Origin of the sequence: Alkalihalophilus marmarensis DSM 21297 (assembly GCF_000474275.2) — a bacterium.
Lineage (GTDB): Bacteria > Bacillota > Bacilli > Bacillales > Bacillaceae_D > Alkalihalophilus > Alkalihalophilus marmarensis.
Genome location: NZ_ATAE01000009.1, coordinates 1 through 21,306, shown reverse-complemented (window position 1 = coordinate 21,306; position 21,306 = coordinate 1). Strand labels below are relative to the sequence as shown.

Below are 21,306 nucleotides of genomic sequence, written 5' to 3'. Positions count from 1 at the left end.
TCATACACAAAAAAACGAGTTGGAGTTGATAAATTTGGATTCTATTGTTATTATGGCTGTCTTAACTTCTAAGCCAGGAATGAAAGATAATTTAAATAAAGTATTACAGCAAATGGTTGCCCCTTCACGTAAAGAAGAGGGATGTATCACATATGACCTACATCAATCCCTCGATGATCCAGGTACATTTACATTTTATGAGGTATGGGAAAGTGATAAGGCTATCCAAGCTCATATCGTATCCGAACATTATAAAGCCTATAAAGAGCACGTCGATGAGTTAGTTGAAATGAGACATGTGTATCGCTTACGAAAAGTATAGTGGAAGGAGCCCCTGTTTAGCTGGCAGGGTCTTTTTTTATCTAATCAGCCTCTTCCACAATTTTATTTTTAAATGCTCCCGTATGTCGTAATTTAATTTTTAGGTCTACATTTGTTAGAGTCTTATCGTCTAATACCAGCTTCTTTCCCGACTGTTTCCATAATTTATTGTGGTTACGGTCACAGGTTTGTTGAAATAATGATGCAATAAAAAGAGAACAAGTAAATCGACACTTCCGCCCAAAATAATGAGTACACCTTGAATAATAGAAGCTTGCTCATCTGCAAAAATCGGGAACAAAAAGGAATATCTTTTGCTCTCTATCGTGGTAAATGCAACAAAATGTCCAAGTATCCATACAAGCGGCAGCAATATTATTGAAGTGTAAACAATCATTTTCAAGCCCTTTAACGCTGCCCATACGCTTAATACAAGAAAAGGGATTACAACCACCCAGGTCGGGGTCATAGGCATAAAATAGATTTTGACTGAGGCAGTTAAATCAAAGAATGAGATGAATCCTATTACCACGATATACAAGAAAAAAAGGGTTATAAGGACATAAGGGATGTGTCGCCCGGTCCGTTCTTTTAGCCAGAGGAAAAGGGGCAGCCGTTGTTTATTTTTAGAGAGAATATAAGTAATAAGCCCACCCCATGCAAGCAATATCACATAGGAAATGAGCACACAAACCCAAGCATCACGTTTAGCAGCGCCAAGCAAGTGAGGAACAATTAACACATGGTTTGAAATCCCGATAAATAAGATAAGTACAAAAAGAAGCTGCACCCGAGAAAAGGTCATAACCTAACCACCTACTACATCCGTTTATGGTAGGTTTTGATTGATTTTGTTAAATTATGCTTATAAGATTTGAAAGATATTTAAAAAAGGGGTTACTTCAGTTAAGTTATAATGAGAGATAAACTGAGAAAAAGAAGGGAAGGCAAATGGTTGAATTTACATATGAGCGTAAGAAAAAAGAGAAAAAGTTCAAGATCTACCCCAGATTACATACAAAGGAGGGGGAAGTGTGACCCAATTAGTAGATATTCTAATGGCCTTACTCATCCCTATTTTACTTATCATTCTCATCGTTTTAATCGTAAAGTGGATAGGTTCTATCAAGCACCAAAAGTCGGATTCAGAACTAGAAGATATCAAAAAGCAGCTTGATCGAATAGAGAAGAAAGTTGATAAATCAGGGTAAGAAAATAACGCACAGAAGCGGAAAACTTCTGTGCGTTTTGCGTCTCACATTTTACTTTACTTGAATTCTGCCTTCAACGTCTGGAATGTCCTGACCTGACTGAAGCGCATTAATTAAGATCGTACTTAGTAATTCTCCGCTGTCAAATTCAATGTTCTCTACGCTGAACATATCAAATCCGTCTCCGCCTGCTGCTGTAAAGTTATTAGTCGCAACCGAATACGACTCACTTACATTAAGTTCTTCACCATTTACAAATACTTCATCAACACGGTTTCCTGCAGGCTGGATTGGATTAAATGTAAATGTTAATCCTGACACATGCAGAAATCCACCATTTTCCTCTGGATAGACTCGTACAGAATGCTCTAAGGCAGCTATTATTTCTTCACCTGTTAGCGTTGTTCTTACAAGAGTGTTATCGAATGGAAGGGTAGTAAACACATGATTCCTAGTCACTTCACCTGCTGGAATGGACGCACGGATCCCGCCGCCATTAGTTACGGCGATATCTGTTTCGATTTCATTGCGCATTGCATCTGTAAGAAGGTTGCCAAGGTTCGTCTCTCTTGTTCGAACATTCGCTCGTTCCCCGTCTAAACGAACAGTGGTTGATGCAATAACCTCATTCATTTCACGATCCACTTCTTCTTTATAAGATTGAAGAATGGAAGAGATCTCTGGATCTTCTGCTTTCTCAGCATCATCTCTATACAAGAATCCATTCACACCAACTAACTGATCGTCATAGAAAATAAGGTTTGTATGGCCTAGTGCTTTGCCGTATTCAAATGCTTGAGTCACATAACCATGCTCGTATTTAACTGGCGTTTCAATCGTATCGTGACTATGACCGCCAAATATCACATCAATACCGTCGACTTCATTTGCGATATTACGCTCTGTATCTAGGCCTGAATGAGAAATAGCAAGAATGGAGTCTACCTGACCTTCAAGTTCGGCGACAGCTTCTTTTGCTGCCGCAACTTCATCCTCAAACGTAATGCCTTCAATACCTGCAGGATTTGTTTTCTCCGCTGTGTCTGTAGCCGTTAAGCCAACAAGAGCAATTTTCTTTCCATCTATCTCAATAATTGTATAACCATCTAGATAAGAGTTACCATCCTTTAGAATATTGGCACTTACTAGGGGGAAGTCTAGTTTATCTTTCAATTCAAGAAGGTAATCTTGTCCGTAGTTAAAGTCGTGATTTCCCGGAACCATCGCATCATAGCTCATGGCATTCATCGCTTCCACAGCCGCTAAGCCTTTGTTAAAGTTAACGTAGTTTGTGCCGTGGAAAGTATCTCCTAAATCAACTAGAAGAGTAGGGTTCTGGCTTCGAACTTGGTTTGTCAACTCGCTGATTTTTGCTAATCCTAATTCACCATTTTCCACGTTATGCATGATTCTGCCATGCAAATCATTCGTATGAATCACGCTCACAAAATCAAGCTCATTTTCTAAGCTGTCAAAGATGCTTTTCATTTCCTTTTGATTTAAAGGCTTTTTCGGCTTTAATACATTCGTTGCATCAATAAGACCTAATGCCTCTGCAGCTGCAAGATCCGCGTAATAAGAAGAGTCGATTGCCTTGAAGTCTCTATAAGACTCAAGTAACTCTTGAGAATACGAATCTCGTAAATTAAGTGCGCGAATTAAGAATACATACGCCTGTTCACGAGTTACTTTTTCATTGACACTAAATGGCGATTCGCTTACCTCATCCTCAGATACAATATTCGTGCGGATTGCCGCCTCGAAATAAGGTTTTAATTCATCATTAACATCTGTAAAAGGAACCTCTCCATCTTGTAAATCAATCCCGAGATTCGTTACTAATTCCTCTACAAAATCGCCTTTTGACACTGGCTCATTCGAAGATTTGGCATCAGCCATACTCGGCAAAAAGCCGGAGAATGCTAGCAATACAGCTAGCAGAGAAATAAGTATACTCTTACGATTCTTCATTTAATCACTCCTTATCTAGTAATGTGTAAACACTTATTAGTATAAGGGAGAAAAGAATTCAAAAGATTTATTGATTTTAAAATGGTAAGAAATAGACTTTAAGTCACGGATTATTTCTAGTAACAAAGAATGTCATAGTGTACATATTAGGGTAATCGCAAATATTAAGTTAAAGATTCATTGTTTAATAAAGCTCATTCGATTATAATCTAATTAGATAACCATCTAATCATTTAGGTTCTAAAAACAACACCACTTTTTTTCGATTGAAAGGAGGGGAGACATTGTCATTATTTAAATCGTGGAGAAAAGAAACTAATTATCAATTTCTGTTTTGGGCGGGGATAATTAATGGGATAGGCAGCAGAATAAGCCAGATCGCCATATTTGGGCTTCTATATCAATTGACAGGTTCAGGAATGGCCATCGGTTTTGTTCTTGCCATTCGAATGATTCCTTTTCTTATCCTTGCACCGATTGGAGGGATGCTCGCAGATCGTTTTTCCAAAAAGAACTTGTTATTTACCGTAGATCTCATTCGAATTCCAGTGATCATGTCCTTCCTGCTGGTTCAAGACCCTTCTGACATATGGCTTATCTATGTGATTACCTTTTTTCTTGCATGCTTAGAAGCAGTGTATGTGCCTACTAGAATGTCTGCCATCCCTGCCTTAGTTAAGCAAGATCGACTCATCGATATTAACTCCTTAGAGCAAGCAATGGTTGGAATTGTTTTGGTAATAGGGGCAGCATCAGGCGGGGTCATCGCTTATTATTTCGGACTTTCTACATCGTTTATTATTAATGGTATAACGTTTTTGTTGTCAGCTTTGCTCATAGCGAAAGTTAACCTCCCTTTTGTTACCCCTAATGAAAAAGGAAATGCGCCTTTGATTATATCAAGAAGGAAATTATGGTCATCAGCTGCCCTTCTCACGTTCTTTTTTATCGCTGTCACGATGCCACTCGCAAACGGTATCGACAATGTCCTTGTCAGTGTATATGCCCTTGAAGTATTTGAAATGGGGGAGTTAGGAGTAGGGATTTTGTATGCTGCTCTCGGGTTAGGGTTTATTTTCAGCTCCATGTGCTCTAAATTATTAAAACGCTCCTTATTGGCACTAACTGTTCTTTTTATTGCCTTTGAAGGCCTTGGACATTTATTATTAAGTATAGTTCCATCTTTTTCCACAGCTATATGCGTAATCATATTCATCACATTTGTAGGCGGCTTAAGTAATATTTGTATCGATACGGTGATGATGAAAGTGATTCCACGCCGAAAGCAAGGGACCATATTTGGCTTTATGCAAGCTATATCTAATACGGCACTCGGCTTATCAATGGCGTCCGCCGGATTCCTTTTAGAAGTTTTTCCCCCTAGAGAGTTGAGTTTAATTGTAGGAGTAGCATACATTGCCTTCACTATCTTATATTCTATTCTGTTTTCGAAATTGAATCTTGTAAAAGAAAAAAGAGAGTTGTTGAGAGGTATGAAATCTGCGTAAAAATTAAAAAAGGAGTACGGAAGATATGAAAATTAGATTGTTAAATGCGAATGAGAACCCACCTATGGACCTGCTGTTGTTGGCAGACCCCTCTGAAAAATTAATAGCGGACTACATTGAGCGAGGGGAATGTTTTATTGCTGAGGAGTCCGGTGAAATAATTGGTGTGTTGGTATTATTGCCTACAAGGCCTGACACTGTTGAACTAGTGAATGTAGCTGTATGTAAAGACATGCAAGGCCGGGGGATTGGCAGGAGATTAGTAGAGTTTGCTGTAGATTCAGCTAAAAAGCAGGGATTTAAAGCAATTGAAGTAGGAACAGGTAATTCAAGTATTGGCCAGATCGCACTTTATCAAAAATGCGGGTTTCGAATGATAGGAATAGATGTGGACTTTTTCATCAGACATTACGAGGAAGAAATTTATGAAAATGGGATTCAGTGCAGGGATATGGTCCGATTATCGCAAGACTTGTTGTAAAAAAGTGCTGAAGCGAGGTGGAATAAATTGGTATTGTACATATGGAAGAGCAGTCACTAATAATGGTATACAATATTGCGTTGATGCCAATGAGAGGTGAACAAATGCTGGATTTCTTCTTTTCGAATTTATTTTACATTGCTTTGATTATATTAGTTTTGCTGTTCATACGTATAAACTCTTCCTATTCAAAGCGCAGGGCTAAAGTAAATGAAGATATGAAACAGCTGCAGCAGCGAGTGAACGAGCTTGAACGAAAGCAGGATAGTCCTTATAAGGAGAAGTGAGGATCGCATGGATAAAGAAACATTTAAGAGTCTTATGACATTCGGTGCTATAGTTGGCGCGTCAGGTTTAATTATATTATTATTCAGTGTTAACATTGGTCTCGGACTATCTCATTCTTGGTTAAACTCACAAGGCGGAATGGCCGATACTCATCTTTTTGAAACGGTTACGAAAAGCTATACAACCGCCATTATCATTATTGGCGGTGTACTATTTGCCTTAGGTTCTGCTGTTATTACCGCGGTTCAATTTATGGATAGGTTGAAACCTCACGAATAATAGATTACTTGAGTAAAATGGAAGTAAAAGACGCTTCCTCAAATGGAAGCGCCTTTTTAAAATTTATACTTCAAAAACCTTTCCTAATTGATTAACCCACGACTTTAACGCGTGATGTGTTGTCACTATTTTAATAGACGCCCCGGTTTCTGTTCCCATCTGACTGTTCATTTGTCCGCCGTCTAATGTTATGTAAAGAGTTATTTCTTCTTTATTATGTTCATCAATTACATAAAACATAGTAAGCTCTGGTTCTTGCGGTGTAATATAACCCGAACCTGGCTGCAAATTGAGATTGCTAATTTGTTCTTTTAACGTAGCAATATCTCCTTGTGTCCAGCTAATCGTTCTGCTTACAACCGCATAGCCGAAAGAAAAGGAAAGCATAAAATCCACTTTATAGTTGCTGTCTCCAATATTTTCTTTCTTCATAAGTTCCATTTTAAATTCTGTTTTACTTTCATCATAAAATACATCTTTTAGTGAGACCATTGCTAAGAACCCCTTTATTTTTTATTTTACCAGTTTTGTCGCTGCCATATTAAACAACATAATCTTCCAGTCACACAACCTTAATTAGGAAACTAAGGTATTTTTATGTATTTGTAGATACTCTTCCACACATTCTTTATCTCTTATTTATAGATAACAACGTAAACTTTTTACTTACTTTATAATTTTGTGTTTAATCAAATTTAGTTAAGCTTTATCACAGAATAGGCTATTTATATACGGTTGAAGCTTAATAATGGTCAACTATCCATAAACATGACAATATGACCAAAAACTTATGCAACAAATCATAAAATCAGCATGAATCTATAAATAATTTCAAGAATAATCTGTATACAATTGAATTAATACAACTAGGGGGTAGGTAAAAATGAATACGGTTACAAACGGTAAAGTAAAACGTTATACGGGATCAAAGCTCAACACAAAAGGCTGGCAGCAAGAAGCGGTATTGCGCATGTTAATGAACAACTTAGATGCGGATGTAGCGGAACGACCGGAAGATCTTGTCGTGTATGGCGGGATCGGAAAGGCCGCTCGTAACTGGGAGAGCTTTGATGCGATCGTTGACAGCTTGAAGAAATTAGAGGCTGACGAGACCTTGCTTGTGCAGTCGGGTAAGCCGGTTGTTGTATTTAAAACACATACGGATGCCCCGCGTGTATTGCTTGCTAATTCAAACATCGTACCAGCGTATGCAAACTGGGAGACCTTCCACGACTTAGATAAGAAAGGCTTAATGATGTACGGGCAAATGACAGCGGGGAGCTGGATCTACATCGGCTCGCAAGGAATTGTTCAAGGAACGTATGAAACGTTTGCCGAACTTGCTAAGCAGACATTTAATAACACTCTTCAAGGAACGATTACACTAACTGCCGGCCTTGGCGGCATGGGTGGGGCTCAACCGTTAGCTGTAACAATGAACGGTGGCGTTTGTATTGCCATCGAAGTTGACGAAAAACGAATTGATCGCCGTATTGAGACTCGTTACACGGATGTGAAAGCGACTACTTTAGATGAAGCAATCAAACTGGCGGAGAAAGCCAAACTTAAAGGCAAGGCACTATCAATAGGATTGTTAGGAAATGCAGCCGATCTGCTTCCTGAAATGATTAACAGAGGGTTTATTCCAGATGTGCTAACCGACCAAACCTCTGCTCATGATCCATTAAATGGCTATATTCCATCTCAGATGTCATTAGAAGAAGCGGCAGAACTACGTACAACGGATGAGAAAGAATACGTAAAGCGTTCAAAAGCGTCAATGGCTCAGCATGTTCGAGCGATGCTTGAGATGATGAAACGCGGGGCAGTGACGTTTGATTATGGTAATAACATCCGTCAGGTAGCTAAAGATGAAGGGGTAGAAAATGCGTTTGATTTCCCAGGCTTCGTACCGGCGTATATCCGACCACAGTTCTGTGAAGGGAAAGGGCCGTTCCGCTGGGTAGCGTTATCCGGTGACCCTGAAGATATTTACAAAACTGATCAAGCGATTCTTCGTGAGTTCAGTGATAATGAACATCTTTGTAACTGGATCCGCATGGCGCAGGACAAAATTCAATTCCAAGGGCTGCCTTCTCGTATTTGCTGGCTAGGGTACGGAGAGCGTGCACGATTCGGAAAGATTTTAAACGACATGGTCGCAAGCGGCGAGTTAAAAGCACCAATCGTTATTGGGCGTGACCACCTTGATTCAGGTTCGGTTGCATCACCTAACCGTGAAACAGAGGGAATGAAGGATGGGTCAGATGTAGTCTCTGACTGGCCTATTTTAAATGCGATGGTTAATGCAGTCGGCGGTGCAACATGGGTTTCTGTTCATCACGGAGGCGGAGTAGGAATGGGGTATTCTCTGCATGCGGGCGTCGTTATCGTAGCAGATGGTACGAAGGAAGCTGAAGCTCGCATTGAACGCGTTCTGACAACAGATCCTGGAATGGGTGTCGTTCGTCATGCGGATGCGGGATATGACCTTGCGAAGAAAACAGCACGTGAGAAGGGTATCAATATGCCAATGCTAAAAGACGAGAACTAAGAGGAGAGATAACATGAGTAAAGCTATATTTATAAGAAATGCAAATGAAGTGATTACGATAAAAGGAGGCTCAGATGCGCCTCTTACAAAAGAAAGAATGGAAGAGCTTCATATCATAAAAGGCGGAAGTATGTGGCTTGAGGACGGTAACATTCAAGCGGTAGGAACAGACGAAGAGATCCTAGCAGACTATCAAAATCGTTTGGATGAAGCTGAAGTAATCGATGCACGCGGAAAAGTGGTCGCTCCAGGTTTTGTAGACCCGCACACTCATCTTGTTTTTGCTGGCAGCCGTGAAAATGAATTTAACATGCGCCTAGAAGGGTCCTCTTATATGGAGATTATGAATGCAGGGGGCGGCATTCATGCTACTACGCGCGCCACAAGAGAAGCAGATCATGAGCAGCTTTTTACAGAAAGCAAACGACGTTTGGATAAATTTTTAATGCATGGTGTGACTACAGTCGAAGCAAAGAGCGGCTACGGGTTATCACTTGAACATGAAATGAAGCAGCTTGAAGTAGCCAAAAAACTAAATAACTCTCATTGTATTGATATCGTTTCTACCTTTATGGGAGCTCATGCGGTCCCTATTGATTATAAAGAAAATCCAGATCAATTTGTCGATATCGTGATTAATGAAATGATCCCAAAAGTCGCTGAAGCAGGGCTAGCTGAATTTAATGATGTGTTTTGTGAACATGGGGTGTTTACACCTGATCAATCAAAACGCATTTTAGAAGCTGGTCTGAAGCATGGACTGAAGCCTAAGATTCATGCGGATGAAATTGAACCTTACGGCGGGGCGGAAACAGCAGCAGAAGTCGGGGCAGTGTCTGCCGATCACCTTTTAAAAGCATCTGATGAAGGGATGAAAATGATGGCTGATAAAGGAGTCATCGGTGTTCTCCTGCCTGGTACAGCCTTCTTTTTAATGGCCGAGTCAGCTAATGGACGCAAAATGATTGATACCGGCGTTCCTGTTGCACTCTCTACAGATTGTAACCCAGGGTCATCGCCAACGGTTTCCTTGCCGCTCATTATGAATCTCGGATGCTTGAAAATGGGGATGACACCGGCAGAAGTCATTACAGCAACAACGATTAATGCGGCTCATGCGATTAACCGCGGTCATGAAGTTGGAAGTATTGAAGTCGGGAAAAAAGCAGACGTTGTGATCCTTGATGTTCCGAATTACATGCAGCTTCAATACCATTACGGCGTCAACCATACCGAAACTGTTATTAAAGGCGGCAAGGTCGTAGTAAATGGGGGAAGGCTGGTATGAGCAGCTATCCATACCCTCTCTTAAATCCGCCGCCATTCAGCTGGACTAGAGGAGAAAACGTACAAGAACCTAAAGTGCATCAGTGGATTGAGCCCATTGATGCACATCATCAAGAAGAATGGGGAGCTTATGATGCTGTCATATTAGGAGTTCCGCTTTCACGCTCCTCTATTTCTGCATCAAGTGCAAGTGAGAATCCTGAAGCTTTTAGAAGAGCGTGGAAGTCATTTACTACGTATAACTTAGATGAAGATCTCGATTTATCAGAACTTAGAGTCGCTGATTTGGGTGATGTGAGAGAGCATGTGACAGACATTTCAATCTGCCATAAAAATATCCGTGAAGCGATGAAAGCCATACAGACAAATCATCCAAATGCTCTTCCCATCATGATCGGAGGCGATCACTCGATTACGGCACAGCTCATCAAAGGCTATAAAGATATTCACCCAAATGAGCGAGTGGGCATCCTGCAGCTCGATACTCATTTTGACTTACGAGATCTTACAGATAACGGTCCTTCTAACGGCACCCCGATACGTAACCTGCTTGAGAATCAAGTGATTCGAGGTGAGGATGTTTACAATATTGGTTTGCACGGCTTCTTTAACGCACGTTCGCTCAAAACGTATGCTGATGAAGCCGGTGTGAATTATGTGACGATGAAGCAAGCACGTAAGAAGGGGATGGAACAAGTAATCGGTGAAGCCCTCAGCAAGCTTGAAGCGAAGGTCGATAAAATCTATTTCACGGTTGATATGGATGTATTAGATATTAGCGCAGGACCAGGTGCCCCTGCTGCGACCCCAGGCGGAATGTATGTACACGAATTACTAGAAGCCGTTCAAATAGCCGGTGCTTCACAAAAAGTATGTGCGATGGACATCGTCTGCCTTGACCCGACAAAAGATGTGGCACAAGCAACCGTCAAGACAGGGGTCCATGTGATGCTTTCCTTTTTAACTGGTTTTATGCAACGAAAAGAGCAGTAGCTGCTGCACTTTTCATCTATTCTCTTTTTCTCAGCTTTAATTCCTTGTATTCTATCAACTGACATTCCAATCAGCATTCCTAAGCTGTTGATCATTTGGGTACAGCGAACCATTCTATCAATTCTAATTGCTGCGCCGATTGCTTATTTATTTTTATAAGTAATATTTGCCTCCTGGAGCGAGATGCTCTAGGAGGTTTTGTCTTGAGGCAACTTTTTTGGACAAGTTTAGAACTTTTAGCTTTCTATAATAAGTGTTCTCTTTAACAAAAAGATTGCTATAGACCCACATGAAGGTCGTTTGGTAGGATATACTAGCATGTTTAAATGAGAGAGAAAGAGTTATAGAGGTGGTTGTATGAGTAGCAATTTTAAACAAGCAGAAACAGCTACTTGGATTGGTATTATTGTAAATGCGCTATTAGCTATTATAAAAGGAGTTGCTGGCTGGATGTCAGGTAGTCGTGCATTGATTGCAGATGCAGCACATTCAGCATCAGATATTGCAGGATCATTTGCAGCTTTGTTCGGTCTTCGCAAGCACAGAAGCCTCCAGATGAAGACCATCCATACGGTCATGGGAAGGCTGAGAACATCGCAACCATTGTTGTCGCCATTTTATTAATCATCGTAGGGGTAGAAATTGCTTTTTCCTCAGCAAAAGGATTTTTAGGAGAAGCCCCAAGTTCACCTGGCTGGATCGCACTGATTGTCATTCTATTTTCGATCGGTGTAAAAGAAGTGATGTTCCAATATAAATATAGACTTGCTAAAAAGATCGACAGTCCTGTGTTATTAGCAGAAGCATGGCATCACCGCTCAGACGCCTTATCATCTATTGCTGCATTTATCGGGGTGCTTGGATCAATTATTGGTACATACAGCAATAACCCGGCACTCCTTTATTTAGATCCGTTAGCTGGCATTTTCGTCTCTTTACTTGTCGTTAAAGTAGGATTCACGATAGGAAAAGAATCAAGCTTGATTATGATGGAACAAGTATTAGACAAAGAGAAAACAAAGCCATTTATAGAAACGATCTTAAGTGTCAAAGGCGTCAAACGAGTAGACGAGCTGCTAGCAAGAAACCACGGTCATTACGTGGTCATTGATCTAAAAGTAAGTGTTGAACCTCATATAAGTGTAGAAGACGGACATTTGATTTCAAAAAAAGTGAAATCTAACCTTTTAAGCACCCATCAAAATGTAAAGAAAGTGATGATTCATATTAATCCTTATAGAAAAGATGATTAATATAATATGACAAATTATTTTAAGGTTCCAAGCTGAGTGCTTGGAATCTTTTTTATAAAATCTATGTACATTTCATTATTATCTCACATCTGCTTGCTATCTTTACTCTAGACCGGTCAATATTATATAAGGAGAGGGAAGATGACAAAGTCAGATACCAAGCAGTCTAAAACACACACTAAGCAGAAAAAATCATTTTACCAAGCGGTTTGGAGGTGGCATTTTTATGCAGGAGTTATTTTTGCCCCCTTTTTACTCATACTCGCCATAAGCGGTGGCGTTTATTTATTTAAGCCTCAGCTTGAATCGTTAATGTACAGCGATTTATATTATGTTAAACAACTGAAAGAAGAAGTCGTCAATCCATCGTTACAGATAGGTTCGGTGGAAGAGACTTTTGACGGTAGTACTGTTCTATCTCTCCGTTTTAACGATTCCGCGGATCGAACAAACGAAGTGAACTTTATTCAAGACGGCGTATCAAAAACGGCATACATAAATCCGTATGATGGGACGATACAAGGATCGTTGGTAAATAGTGAAAAATTCATGGAAGTTTTCAAAAAGATTCATAGCGAGTTATTAATTGGCGGAACGGTTGCCAACAGATTAGTAGAACTGGCAGCTTGCTGGGCCATTGTATTATTAATTACCGGCCTTTTCTTATGGTGGCCAAGGAATAAAGCTTCCATTTGGGGCACGATTTTACCTCGTTTCCGTAAAAGAGGAAGACTTTTTTGGCGAGACATGCACGCAGTGCCTGCTTTTTGGCTTTCTTTATTTATTTTAGTTTTAATTCTTACAGGACTACCATGGTCAGGAGTAATGGGAGATCAAATTAACCGTCTAGCCACTTCTACCAACACAGGATACCCTCCATTTGCCTTAAGTTTTATGGAAAAACCTGAATCTGTGGTAAAAGCGGGGGACGTTGCTGATGACATTCCTTGGGCTCAAGAGAACGTACCTGTACCTGAATCAAGAGCAGCTGCTGGATACCTCCCCCTAACGGTAGATGAGATTAATGAAATTGCTCATACCAACGGAGTTCATGTACCTTATACCATCTCGATGCCACAAGGGGAAACAGGTGTTTTTACAATTGCTACTTCGCATTCAAAACCTGGAGATAATGCCACGCTGCATATTGATCAATATGATGGAAGAGTGCTAACGGACGTTAGATATCAGGACTATGGCATACTAGCTAAAGTTATCACATTAGGTATTGCTCTTCATGAAGGAAGACTGTTCGGCCTGGCAAATCAACTGCTAGGATTAATAACTTGTGTAGGATTAGTTTTGATCATAATCAGTTCGTTTATTATGTGGAGAAAACGAAAACCACAGCACAGTGCGGGGGCACCACCAAAACCTTCTAATAAAAGAACAAGCAAAATTGTCTTTTTCATCATGTTAACTCTAGGAATCTTAATGCCTTTAGTAGGATTATCTATCATTGTTGTCTATCTACTGGATCGTTTTCTATTATCAAAAATAAAGAGATTGCACTCATGGTACGCATAGGGAGGATAATCATGAAACAACATTTGATAATTTTGCTTTTATGTTTAATCGTTATTACAGGGTGCAAGGCAAATACTATTTCATCAGATATAGATCAGCCAATTAATGTAGATCTCTTAGTTCCTGATGCGTTAGAAAAAGAGGAAGAGATTCCATTTCAGATTCAAGCAGTCAAAGCAGGAGAGGAGATCCTGATTGAGAAGCTTGAAATAAAAATCTGGAGGGATGATGAAGCTCAAAGAACCTTTATTTCTAAAGGTAGGGACCAGATTAAACACGGGATTTTCTATCATCAATTTGATAAGGAGGGGGTATACATCCTCCAAGTAAATCTAACTGCAAGCGGACAACAACGGATAGTAAAGACAGCCCTTGCAGTGGGCGAAGCTGCAAAAGAGGATTTAAAGAATATGACTGACGATAATAGTGATCTCTCAACTGATCATTCACATCATTAAATCATTTTATTAGCTCACTATTAGTAAAAAGCATTGGAAAATAATAGAAAAACAGTAGAACTGGGTGTAATATGAAATATGTATCTTCTAATTAAGGAGGCGACCACAATCGACCTAACCATTATTGCAGCCATGCTCGTCACCATTATTTTTACAGTTATAGCTATTTTCCAAGTTCTACTTTCTTTAGGCTTCCCTTTAGGAGAAGCAGCTATGGGAGGTTTTCATAAAGTCCTGCCTCCCCCGCTTAGAATTGTCAGTGCGTTTAATGCTCTTATTCTTTTATTTATGGGGTATGTCTTTCTAGTACATGCTGGTGTGCTCACTAACACTATTTTTAGTTTGCCAACAAATGCATTAGTTTGGGTGTTTACGGTGTTCCTTGGATTGAACACTCTTGCAAACCTAGTTTCAAAAAGTAAAAAAGAGCGGATTATTATGACCCCGCTCTCTGGAATTGCTTTTCTATTGTGTGTATTCATTATTTTCTAATAAAGAGTAAGACAGCCTGAAAAATTCAGGCTGTCTTTTTACTGTAATTTAATCCTTACACTTTTTGTCAATTGGCGAACGAGATAAAGGCTAGCTGCAATCACTACAATCGTACCAACAATTGAAGTAATAAAAGATAATTGCGGAAAGGTGATATTGATTGAGTCTGCGATTGAATGAGCAATCTCTGCTTCCCAAAATGAATCAGTCAGTGCAAATAGTACGACTCCAATAGCAATAAACGCCATCCCAATAAGCCAGCCATAGCGATAAAAGCCAACAGAGATTACCCACCCTCCAATATAATAAGAGAAGATGATCAAGCTAGTGGAGAGAGTAAAAGTTAACAGGTTCTGCTCAGCACCTAAAAATTCTAATTGCCCCATTCCTGGTGAAAAAGGTGTAAAAGAGCCTATAAGCATTAAAATCGCTGATAATAAAACGGAGATAATCATAATACTTACAGCCAAAAGTGCTGCAGCTATTGATGTACCTAAAAACACATCCTTTCTTGTTACGCCATTTCTTACATAAAAGTTAAAGAAAACAAAGCAGGCCATAATTCCGCAAATAAGCATAAAGACTTTAGATGGTTGATACATAAACGCATGAAACACAAGATCTAAGTCTACGCTGTCTCTTATAAAGCGGCCAAGGAGTAAATAGGCTGCTAACACACACGGGATAAACCAAGCCACCCACTTCAGTTGCATTAAATAGAAATCGATTGTCACTTTTTTGTACCTAGAATTATTATCAGTCCCCATTTTAATCCTCCTCACCTGTTAAATGGATAAATAAGTTTTGAAGAGTAACCGTGCTTATTTCAACACCTGATTGTTCAGCTTCTAATAAAAGACTTTCACTTACTTCACCGTAGACCATCACTGCTTTAGTTCGACCAAGCTGTTCACTGTGAATACGGTTTAGCTCCCGAGTTAGCACATCAACCATTGCATCCTCGCCAGTAAAGGTAACCCCGCGGCTTACTACCTCGTCATATGGTTCATTGATCAATAGTTTCCCATCATCAATAATTAGAACATGATCAAATAAATATTCCATCTCAGAAACTAAATGAGTAGAGAGGATCATCACTCTCGGATGACGCTCTTGATCATTTAACAGTTCCTTATAGAACAGTTCACGAGTTGGCGCATCCATTCCTCGATATGCTTCATCAAAGATCGTTATTCTCGATCTGCTTGCAAGCCCAAGGATGACATTTAAAGCCGATTGTTTTCCGTCTGAAAGTTTATAGATTGATTTATCGAGCGGCAGCTTAAATTTTGCGGCAAGTTCTTTCGCATAAGGCATGTCAAAGTTAGGACGATATCGTTCCTGGAATTCAAAGTAATCCAAAGGTGAATCATGTTCTTCTTTATAATCCGCTTCAAAAATAAAATTCACCTCTGACATGATCCGGGCATTTTCAAACGGGTTCTCACCATCTATTTTTATTGTCCCTGATGAAGGCTCTACAAAAGAGGCGATGAGGGAGAGAAGAGTGGTTTTACCAGCACCATTGCGGCCAACTAAACCATATATTCCTTCTTTTCCAATCATAAAGGAAATATCCTTCAATGCCTCAAACTGCTTATACCTTAGAGACACATTATTTATCTCTAGTTTAAATGCCATTCGTATCACGCCCCTTTAATTTTTTTATAATTTCAGCTAGCTCATACTCAGTCAGCCCCAGCTTATCAGCTTCTTCGACCATCGGTTGAGCAAAGTTTTCAATAAATACATCTCTTCGTTTTTGAACAAGTTTTTCTTTAGCGCCTTCCGCTACAAACATTCCAACACCTCGTTTTTTATAGATAATTTCCTCATCAACGAGCAGGTTGATTCCTTTAGAAATCGTAATGTGGTTCACCTTGTAAAATTGAACCATCTGCGTAGTAGAAGGGATTTGGTCATGTTCTTTTAATTGATCTTTAAAAATTTGATCCTCAATTTTTTCTTTGATTTGCAAGAAGATTGGTTTCTTTTCATTAAATTGACTCAAAAGCCACACCACCTTAATTTAACTCAACAAACGCTCAGTGTTATATGGTTATATAGTTATGTATATAACTATAATTGCATAGAGGTGTATATGTCAACTAAAGTTATAAAATACCATTTCATTCAAATATTCATTTGATTAATTAAGCCCACACCTGCTATACTATATTCAAACGAACATTTGATTGATTAGGAGGGCATATATGAGCAGCAACGATTCATGCGAAATTTATAGCTTTGATGCAGAAAAGGTAACACGTCTAAAAGGGGTAATAGAGCGGGAAGAACTAGGCGGGGTTGCACAGCTATTCAAAGCGATAGCTGATGAAAACCGGGCAAAGATCACATACTCGCTTTGTGAAGAAGAGGAATTATGTGTATGTGATATAGCCAATATTATTGGCTCCTCCGTAGCAACAGCCTCCCATCACCTGCGGACTCTGCATAAGCAAGGTATTGTAAAGTACCGTAAAGAAGGGAAGCTTGCTTTTTACTCACTAGATGATCATCATATTAAACAATTATTATTGATTGCACTAGAACATAAGAAGGAAGGGAAGGCACATGACTGAGGCACGTGCTAGACTGATAGAGGAAGAAAGTAAAACCTATCGTGTTCAGGGATTTTCTTGTGCAGGCTGTGCCAAAACATTTGAAGAAAACGTGAAGCATTTGGATGGAGTTTCTGATGCACAAGTGAATTTTGGTGCGTCAAAGATTACGGTGATAGGAACAGTTAGTAAGAAAGAACTTGAGAAAGCAGGAGCATTTGAAAACCTCCATCTTAGAGATGAACACGAAAAAGCTGCACCTCGCATTCCGTTTTGGAAGCAGAAAACAACGATGAAAGTATATATTGCCATTGCATTATTACTAATGAGTTTTCTTGCAGATTATAAGGTGGGAGAAGGAAGTACTCTACCTTTGATGTTGATTATCCTCTCTATCTTAATTGGCGGATATACATTATTCATAAAAGGGTTGAACAACTTAATTCGATTGAAATTTGATATGAGCACCTTAATGACGATTGCCATTATTGGTGCAGCATTTATTGGTGAGTGGATTGAAGGCGCTGTCGTTGTCATTTTATTCGCGATTAGTGAAGCACTTGAGCGGTATTCGATGGACAAAGCACGCCAATCGATTGCCTCACTCATGGACATTGCGCCTAATGAAGCGCTCATTCGCCGCGCAGGCAAAGAAATGTTGGTCAATGTAGATGAAATCGAGATTGGTGACATTATGATTGTGAAGCCTGGTCAAAAGCTTGCGATGGACGGGGTTGTTATTAAAGGCATGTCTACCATTAACCAAGCAGCCATTACTGGAGAAAGTGTACCTGTGACGCGATCGGTGGATGATGAAGTATTTGCCGGGACATTGAACGAAGAAGGTCTGCTTGAAGTTAAAGTAACGAAGCGGGTAGAAGACACAACGATTGCTAAGATTATTCATTTAGTTGAAGAAGCTCAAGCAGAAAAGGCTCCATCTCAAGCATTTGTCGACAAATTTGCCAAATACTATACACCAGCTATTATCCTGCTCGCGGCACTTATCGTTGTCATTCCGCCGACATTGCTTGGCGGGGAGTGGAGCGAGTGGATTTACCTTGGCCTTGCGACACTTGTTGTCGGATGCCCTTGTGCACTTGTTGTTTCAACGCCGATTGCAGTCGTTACAGCAATCGGAAATGCTGCTCGTAACGGCGTATTAATTAAAGGCGGCGTTTATCTAGAAGAAGCTGGCGCATTACGTGCGATTGCTTTTGATAAAACCGGGACATTAACAAAAGGGGTCCCAACTGTCACAGACTTTATTACTTTAAAAGGTGAAGAATTAGAGACTTTAAAGATCACTGCAGCAATTGAAAAAGGCTCCCAGCACCCGCTTGCTTCAGCTATTATGCGTAAAGCAGAGGATTCCGGGTTAGACTTTCATTCGGTGCAGGTTGAAGAATTCCAATCCCTTACAGGTAAAGGACTTAAAGCTCAAGTAGATGGTGTACAGTATTACGTAGGAAGCCCTGCCTTATTTCAGGATCTTCATAAAGAAATCGAATCAACTATACACGACCTCATTATCCAGCTGCAAAACGAAGGTAAAACAGTGATGGTCGGAGGGACAGAAAATGAGATTCTTTCCTTAATAGCTGTGGCAGACGAAGTAAGAGAATCATCTAAAGAGGTCATTCAAAAGCTTAATCAAATAGGTATCGATACAGTGATGCTGACGGGAGATAATAGAAGAACAGCTGAGGCAATCGGCCATCAGGTAGGTGTTAAGAACATTGAAGCAGATCTCCTGCCAGAAGATAAGTTAACCTATATAAAAGGGCTTAACGATAAGCACCAGCGTGTTGCAATGGTTGGTGACGGGGTAAATGATGCACCGGCGCTTGCTGCATCTACTGTCGGAGTGGCGATGGGCGGTGCAGGAACAGATACTGCGCTTGAAACTGCAGATATCGCTCTTATGTCAGACGACCTTAGCAAACTTCCTTATACGATTCAATTAAGCCGCAAAGCACTCAAAATTATTAAGCAGAACATTACCTTTTCCCTTGCTATAAAAGCATTTGCTCTACTCTTAATCGTCCCAGGCTGGTTGACGTTATGGATGGCTATATTTGCTGATATGGGAGCGACGCTGTTAGTTACACTGAACAGCTTACGGTTAATGAAAAAGAATGATGATGAATAAACAAGATGAGTAAACAGACCGAACAACGCTTATGCATGTGCTTAAGCGTTGTTTTTCTTTTTCGTAGAATGAATGCTCAAACTTAAATATCGCACGACCCATATTCCCGCTATAAAGAATAAGGCAGTAAATGCGATGGCTAGATCTCTGCCAACAGGATTAAACCAGCTCGTTTCAGTTGGTAAGAAGAACATCGCTAGAACAATCGCTAGAACAAAATGAACTAGATTAGCAGCCAATAAGAACTTAACCTCTAATTTAGTTGAGAGAATACCTGCTGTAACGACATACAATAAGGACCCTATAAACAAAAAGTCCGCATCCTCTTGCGTAAGGTGTTGCCCGTACTCATAAAAATGAAACAAAAAAGCGGCTGGTATTATACTAAACACTATACCTATTGTTCTTATCATTTTTTCTCCTCTTCTACTAATCCCGGATATTGGTTTATACTACTATATATTAACATAATTAGTTTTTGTGTTTACAAATGTTAATAAACAGGTAATACATAAAAGCTTGCTTATTTTAAATCTACATAGCAAAATAGAATTAATGATAAAAAAAGGGGTAATAGGAATGCTAAGCATGTATGAATTTTTTAAAGAAAGAACTTGGGATCTGACAGAACAATGGTATGCGAACCTAGATAAATCACTTGAAGGTGTGTATGGTTCGAAAAGTGAAAAAGAAATTAACCAGTTAAAGGAACAAAATCATCAATTTCACGTTAATTTTTGTGAATTATATAATGAAAATGCCACGGATACACACGCAAGGTTTAATGAATGGTTAGATGAAATTGCAAAAGATCAATCTCATCTCAATACTCCATTAGACCAAATTATTGGCGAATTTTTTAATGTGAAATTTCTATACCATGATTTAATTCAAGATTACGTAGAGTATCTAGATAAAAACCCTTCTCACGAAGAAGTGAATGAATGGCATCAAGTTGTTCGAAAAGCCTTTAAAGCGCTTATTCAAGAGTTCAGTAAACGTCATTTACAAGAGCAGGAACGACTATTGCAATCACAGCAGGAAATGATTACAGAGCTTAGCTCACCTGTTATTCTTATTAAAGACCAAATTGCCATTCTGCCATTAGTCGGAGATATTGATACATACCGGGCTAAAATCATATTCGATAAAACATTGAAGCAATGTAATGACTTACAAGTGGAACATCTTGTTATTGATTTATCTGGTGTGCCGATTATCGATACAATGGTTGCCAATCAAATTTTCCATGTCATTAGTGGTCTAGAATTGATCGGTACAGAGACAAGCTTATCTGGAATGCGACCAGAAATCGCGCAAACAGCGGTCCAGCTAGGCATCCGATTTAATGAAGTGAAATCTTTTTCGTCCTTATCCCAAGCCCTAGCTAGATTAATAAATTAATTGTAAGAGATGGTTGTCATTACTGACATCCATCTCTTATTTGTATTTGTGCACAAATTAAACTTTAGGGTTATGAAGGATAAAAGAGGGAAAGTAAAGAGAAACAACCTTTCTAGGAGGACTTTATGAAAAAGATCATCTCATATGGCAAAGCATTGGGTACGGAGTTTTCCAATGATAATGTACCACTGCTCGCAGCCGCACAAGCCTATTATTATATTTTATCTTTCATACCAATGCTTATCCTTATCTTCTCTATCATCCCTTATTTAAACTTTGATCCTGACCAAGCAATGGACGTGATCTCTAGCATTATGCCTGATGATACGTTTCTTGTATTTGAAGAACAAATCCTCAGCATCCTTACAGAACAGAGAGGAGGGCTTCTTACAGTAGGGATAATCGGAACCATTTGGTCTGCTTCAAACGGAATGAATGCATTTATTCAAGCTCAAAACGAGGCATACAACGTAAAAGAAACCCGCTCTTTCGTATTATAAGGTCAGCCAGATAAGAAAATATTTCTGGTTGACCATTTGTTATATGGTTTTATTATAACGGTAGCC

The 21,306-nt window shown here is 39.5% G+C and carries 23 protein-coding genes and 2 pseudogenes; 18 read left to right on the top strand and 7 right to left on the bottom strand.

What is annotated here, in order from left to right:
* The first annotated feature begins 34 nt into the window (after nucleotides 1-34).
* Nucleotides 35-322, top strand: coding sequence for a putative quinol monooxygenase (locus tag A33I_RS05325; protein WP_022627437.1), 288 nt, complete (start codon nucleotides 35-37; stop codon nucleotides 320-322).
* A gap of 129 nt (nucleotides 323-451) precedes the next feature.
* Here the strand turns inward: A33I_RS05325 and A33I_RS05320 are convergent, their stop codons facing one another.
* Entirely contained in the window at nucleotides 452-1,126 is a 675-nt protein-coding gene (locus tag A33I_RS05320; RefSeq protein ID WP_022627436.1) for a GerAB/ArcD/ProY family transporter, read from the bottom strand.
* A gap of 229 nt (nucleotides 1,127-1,355) precedes the next feature.
* Here A33I_RS05320 and A33I_RS20775 point away from each other — a divergent pair, with 229 nt between their 5' ends.
* Entirely contained in the window at nucleotides 1,356-1,532 is a 177-nt protein-coding gene (locus tag A33I_RS20775) for a hypothetical protein (protein WP_022627435.1), read from the top strand.
* A gap of 51 nt (nucleotides 1,533-1,583) precedes the next feature.
* On the opposite strand, the gene A33I_RS05315 is transcribed toward A33I_RS20775, so the two are convergent.
* Entirely contained in the window at nucleotides 1,584-3,503 is a 1,920-nt protein-coding gene (locus A33I_RS05315) for a bifunctional metallophosphatase/5'-nucleotidase (RefSeq protein ID WP_022627434.1), read from the bottom strand.
* Between the two features lie 284 nt (nucleotides 3,504-3,787).
* Here A33I_RS05315 and A33I_RS05310 point away from each other — a divergent pair, with 284 nt between their 5' ends.
* The 4 genes from A33I_RS05310 to A33I_RS05295 all read left to right on the top strand — a co-directional run bounded on the left by A33I_RS05310 (nucleotide 3,788) and on the right by A33I_RS05295 (nucleotide 6,059).
* Nucleotides 3,788-5,011: an MFS transporter gene (locus tag A33I_RS05310; RefSeq protein WP_022627433.1), complete on the top strand. Its 1,224-nt coding sequence runs from the start codon at nucleotides 3,788-3,790 to the stop codon at nucleotides 5,009-5,011.
* Nucleotides 5,012-5,036: 25 nt separating this feature from the next.
* Nucleotides 5,037-5,492, top strand: a complete 456-nt coding sequence (locus tag A33I_RS05305) for a GNAT family N-acetyltransferase (RefSeq protein WP_022627432.1) — start codon at nucleotides 5,037-5,039, stop codon at nucleotides 5,490-5,492.
* Between the two features lie 62 nt (nucleotides 5,493-5,554).
* Complete coding sequence (locus A33I_RS05300; RefSeq protein WP_152976437.1) at nucleotides 5,555-5,779, top strand: hypothetical protein; 225 nt, start codon at nucleotides 5,555-5,557, stop codon at nucleotides 5,777-5,779.
* 7 nt (nucleotides 5,780-5,786) lie between these two features.
* Nucleotides 5,787-6,059, top strand: a complete 273-nt coding sequence (locus tag A33I_RS05295) for a hypothetical protein (protein WP_022627430.1) — start codon at nucleotides 5,787-5,789, stop codon at nucleotides 6,057-6,059.
* A gap of 63 nt (nucleotides 6,060-6,122) precedes the next feature.
* On the opposite strand, the gene A33I_RS05290 is transcribed toward A33I_RS05295, so the two are convergent.
* Nucleotides 6,123-6,551 (bottom strand): hypothetical protein, encoded by a 429-nt coding sequence (locus A33I_RS05290; RefSeq protein ID WP_022627429.1) that lies wholly within the window; start codon nucleotides 6,549-6,551, stop codon nucleotides 6,123-6,125.
* 391 nt (nucleotides 6,552-6,942) lie between these two features.
* Between A33I_RS05290 and hutU the strand changes: the two genes are divergently transcribed.
* The 8 genes and pseudogenes from hutU (at nucleotide 6,943) to A33I_RS05255 (ending at nucleotide 14,623) form a co-directional block, all read left to right on the top strand.
* Entirely contained in the window at nucleotides 6,943-8,613 is a 1,671-nt protein-coding gene (hutU, locus tag A33I_RS05285; RefSeq protein ID WP_022627428.1) for a urocanate hydratase, read from the top strand.
* A gap of 13 nt (nucleotides 8,614-8,626) precedes the next feature.
* Entirely contained in the window at nucleotides 8,627-9,901 is a 1,275-nt protein-coding gene (gene hutI, locus A33I_RS05280) for an imidazolonepropionase (RefSeq protein WP_022627427.1), read from the top strand.
* Entirely contained in the window at nucleotides 9,898-10,893 is a 996-nt protein-coding gene (locus A33I_RS05275) for an agmatinase family protein (RefSeq protein WP_022627426.1), read from the top strand. Before hutI ends, A33I_RS05275 begins: the two co-directional genes overlap by 4 nt.
* 12 nt (nucleotides 10,894-10,905) lie before the next feature.
* Nucleotides 10,906-11,052 (top strand): annotated as a pseudogene (locus A33I_RS21245) (YjiH family protein); the annotation flags it as partial.
* A 198-nt stretch (nucleotides 11,053-11,250) separates the two neighbouring features.
* A pseudogene (locus tag A33I_RS05270) lies at nucleotides 11,251-12,146 on the top strand (cation diffusion facilitator family transporter).
* Nucleotides 12,147-12,287: 141 nt separating this feature from the next.
* On the top strand, nucleotides 12,288-13,673 hold the full coding sequence (locus A33I_RS05265; RefSeq protein ID WP_022627425.1) for a PepSY-associated TM helix domain-containing protein: 1,386 nt from the start codon (nucleotides 12,288-12,290) through the stop codon (nucleotides 13,671-13,673).
* Nucleotides 13,674-13,684: 11 nt separating this feature from the next.
* The gene (locus A33I_RS05260) at nucleotides 13,685-14,131 is read left to right on the top strand and encodes a hypothetical protein (protein ID WP_022627424.1); all 447 of its coding nucleotides are present in this window, start codon (nucleotides 13,685-13,687) and stop codon (nucleotides 14,129-14,131) included.
* A 78-nt stretch (nucleotides 14,132-14,209) separates the two neighbouring features.
* A complete protein-coding gene (locus A33I_RS05255; protein WP_022627423.1) occupies nucleotides 14,210-14,623 on the top strand; it encodes a hypothetical protein in 414 nt (137 codons plus the stop codon).
* Between the two features lie 38 nt (nucleotides 14,624-14,661).
* On the opposite strand, the gene A33I_RS05250 is transcribed toward A33I_RS05255, so the two are convergent.
* From A33I_RS05250 to A33I_RS05240, 3 genes are read right to left on the bottom strand one after another with little or no spacing between them, the layout of a single operon-like run.
* Complete coding sequence (locus A33I_RS05250; protein WP_022627422.1) at nucleotides 14,662-15,390, bottom strand: hypothetical protein; 729 nt, start codon at nucleotides 15,388-15,390, stop codon at nucleotides 14,662-14,664.
* Nucleotide 15,391: 1 nt separating this feature from the next.
* Nucleotides 15,392-16,264, bottom strand: a complete 873-nt coding sequence (locus A33I_RS05245) for an ATP-binding cassette domain-containing protein (protein WP_022627421.1) — start codon at nucleotides 16,262-16,264, stop codon at nucleotides 15,392-15,394.
* Nucleotides 16,254-16,634 (bottom strand): GntR family transcriptional regulator, encoded by a 381-nt coding sequence (locus tag A33I_RS05240; protein ID WP_022627420.1) that lies wholly within the window; start codon nucleotides 16,632-16,634, stop codon nucleotides 16,254-16,256. The genes A33I_RS05245 and A33I_RS05240 overlap by 11 nt, the downstream gene beginning before the upstream one ends.
* Nucleotides 16,635-16,836: 202 nt before the next feature.
* On the opposite strand from A33I_RS05240, the gene A33I_RS05235 reads away from it, so the two are divergent.
* Nucleotides 16,837-17,205: an ArsR/SmtB family transcription factor gene (locus tag A33I_RS05235; RefSeq protein WP_022627419.1), complete on the top strand. Its 369-nt coding sequence runs from the start codon at nucleotides 16,837-16,839 to the stop codon at nucleotides 17,203-17,205.
* Nucleotides 17,198-19,336, top strand: a complete 2,139-nt coding sequence (locus A33I_RS05230) for a heavy metal translocating P-type ATPase (protein ID WP_022627418.1) — start codon at nucleotides 17,198-17,200, stop codon at nucleotides 19,334-19,336. Before A33I_RS05235 ends, A33I_RS05230 begins: the two co-directional genes overlap by 8 nt.
* A 41-nt stretch (nucleotides 19,337-19,377) precedes the next feature.
* Here A33I_RS05230 and A33I_RS05225 read toward each other — a convergent pair whose 3' ends face one another.
* Entirely contained in the window at nucleotides 19,378-19,749 is a 372-nt protein-coding gene (locus A33I_RS05225; protein ID WP_022627417.1) for a hypothetical protein, read from the bottom strand.
* 166 nt (nucleotides 19,750-19,915) lie between these two features.
* On the opposite strand from A33I_RS05225, the gene A33I_RS05220 reads away from it, so the two are divergent.
* Both A33I_RS05220 and A33I_RS05215 read left to right on the top strand, forming a co-directional pair.
* The gene (locus tag A33I_RS05220; RefSeq protein WP_022627416.1) at nucleotides 19,916-20,740 is read left to right on the top strand and encodes an STAS domain-containing protein; all 825 of its coding nucleotides are present in this window, start codon (nucleotides 19,916-19,918) and stop codon (nucleotides 20,738-20,740) included.
* 125 nt (nucleotides 20,741-20,865) lie between these two features.
* Nucleotides 20,866-21,240 carry a YihY/virulence factor BrkB family protein gene (locus tag A33I_RS05215; RefSeq protein ID WP_022627415.1) on the top strand — a complete coding sequence of 125 codons (375 nt, stop codon included), beginning with the start codon at nucleotides 20,866-20,868 and terminating at the stop codon, nucleotides 21,238-21,240.
* Nucleotides 21,241-21,306 lie beyond the last annotated feature (66 nt).

Excerpts from the sequence above, each read along its gene's own strand:
- A33I_RS05320 (WP_022627436.1), bottom strand. The coding sequence starts at position 1,126 with ATGACCTTTTCTCGGGTGCAGCTTCTTTTTGTACTTATCTTATTTATC.
- A33I_RS05315 (WP_022627434.1), bottom strand. The coding sequence starts at position 3,503 with ATGAAGAATCGTAAGAGTATACTTATTTCTCTGCTAGCTGTATTGCTA.
- A33I_RS05305 (WP_022627432.1), top strand. The coding sequence starts at position 5,037 with ATGAAAATTAGATTGTTAAATGCGAATGAGAACCCACCTATGGACCTG.
- A33I_RS05300 (WP_152976437.1), top strand. The coding sequence starts at position 5,555 with ATGGTATACAATATTGCGTTGATGCCAATGAGAGGTGAACAAATGCTG.
- A33I_RS05295 (WP_022627430.1), top strand. The coding sequence starts at position 5,787 with ATGGATAAAGAAACATTTAAGAGTCTTATGACATTCGGTGCTATAGTT.
- A33I_RS05290 (WP_022627429.1), bottom strand. The coding sequence starts at position 6,551 with ATGGTCTCACTAAAAGATGTATTTTATGATGAAAGTAAAACAGAATTT.
- hutU (WP_022627428.1), top strand. The coding sequence starts at position 6,943 with ATGAATACGGTTACAAACGGTAAAGTAAAACGTTATACGGGATCAAAG.
- hutI (WP_022627427.1), top strand. The coding sequence starts at position 8,627 with ATGAGTAAAGCTATATTTATAAGAAATGCAAATGAAGTGATTACGATA.
- A33I_RS05275 (WP_022627426.1), top strand. The coding sequence starts at position 9,898 with ATGAGCAGCTATCCATACCCTCTCTTAAATCCGCCGCCATTCAGCTGG.
- A33I_RS05265 (WP_022627425.1), top strand. The coding sequence starts at position 12,288 with ATGACAAAGTCAGATACCAAGCAGTCTAAAACACACACTAAGCAGAAA.
- A33I_RS05260 (WP_022627424.1), top strand. The coding sequence starts at position 13,685 with ATGAAACAACATTTGATAATTTTGCTTTTATGTTTAATCGTTATTACA.
- A33I_RS05255 (WP_022627423.1), top strand. The coding sequence starts at position 14,210 with ATGTATCTTCTAATTAAGGAGGCGACCACAATCGACCTAACCATTATT.
- A33I_RS05250 (WP_022627422.1), bottom strand. The coding sequence starts at position 15,390 with ATGGGGACTGATAATAATTCTAGGTACAAAAAAGTGACAATCGATTTC.
- A33I_RS05245 (WP_022627421.1), bottom strand. The coding sequence starts at position 16,264 with ATGGCATTTAAACTAGAGATAAATAATGTGTCTCTAAGGTATAAGCAG.
- A33I_RS05235 (WP_022627419.1), top strand. The coding sequence starts at position 16,837 with ATGAGCAGCAACGATTCATGCGAAATTTATAGCTTTGATGCAGAAAAG.
- A33I_RS05230 (WP_022627418.1), top strand. The coding sequence starts at position 17,198 with ATGACTGAGGCACGTGCTAGACTGATAGAGGAAGAAAGTAAAACCTAT.
- A33I_RS05225 (WP_022627417.1), bottom strand. The coding sequence starts at position 19,749 with ATGATAAGAACAATAGGTATAGTGTTTAGTATAATACCAGCCGCTTTT.
- A33I_RS05220 (WP_022627416.1), top strand. The coding sequence starts at position 19,916 with ATGCTAAGCATGTATGAATTTTTTAAAGAAAGAACTTGGGATCTGACA.
- A33I_RS05215 (WP_022627415.1), top strand. The coding sequence starts at position 20,866 with ATGAAAAAGATCATCTCATATGGCAAAGCATTGGGTACGGAGTTTTCC.